The 473-nt window shown below is 43.6% G+C and carries 1 protein-coding gene; it reads left to right on the top strand.

Features of this window, described 5'->3' with window-relative positions; all coding sequences use genetic code 11:
- A partial coding sequence (locus E0L37_RS21340; RefSeq protein WP_133493635.1) for a DEAD/DEAH box helicase occupies positions 1-473 on the top strand: 473 nt, incomplete at both ends.

The raw sequence follows: 473 nt of genomic DNA, 5'->3' as shown, positions 1-473 counted from the left end.
CCTAATTTTAACACCTACCCGGGAGCTCGCTCAGCAAGTATTTGCAAGTGTAGAGCGTTATGCTGCGCATACTGAAATAAAAGCAGCACTGGCTTATGGCGGTGCTAGTATTGGCCCACAAATTAAAGCCATAAAAGGGGCGCAGGTTGTAGTGGCAACACCTGGGCGTTTACTTGATCATGTGATTAAAGGCAGTATTAAGCTTTCAAGTATCAATGCGCTGGTATTTGATGAAGCTGATCGACTGCTTGATATGGGCTTTATTGACGAAATTAAACGTATCTTGCGCCATGTGCCGAAAGAGCGCCAAACCTTACTTTTTTCAGCCACATTTGACGACAGCATCTTTAAACTCAGTAAGCAGTTATTAAATGATCCTAAATTAGTTGAAGTGAATAAACGCAACTCAGCAGCGGTTGAAGTTGAGCAGCTAGTTTATGCGGTTGATGAAGACCGTAAGCGCGAGCTGGTAT

Source organism: Alcanivorax sp. 24, assembly GCF_004360225.1.
Lineage (GTDB): Bacteria > Pseudomonadota > Gammaproteobacteria > Pseudomonadales > Alcanivoracaceae > Alloalcanivorax > Alloalcanivorax xiamenensis.
This window is presented reverse-complemented; position numbering and strand designations above follow the sequence as displayed.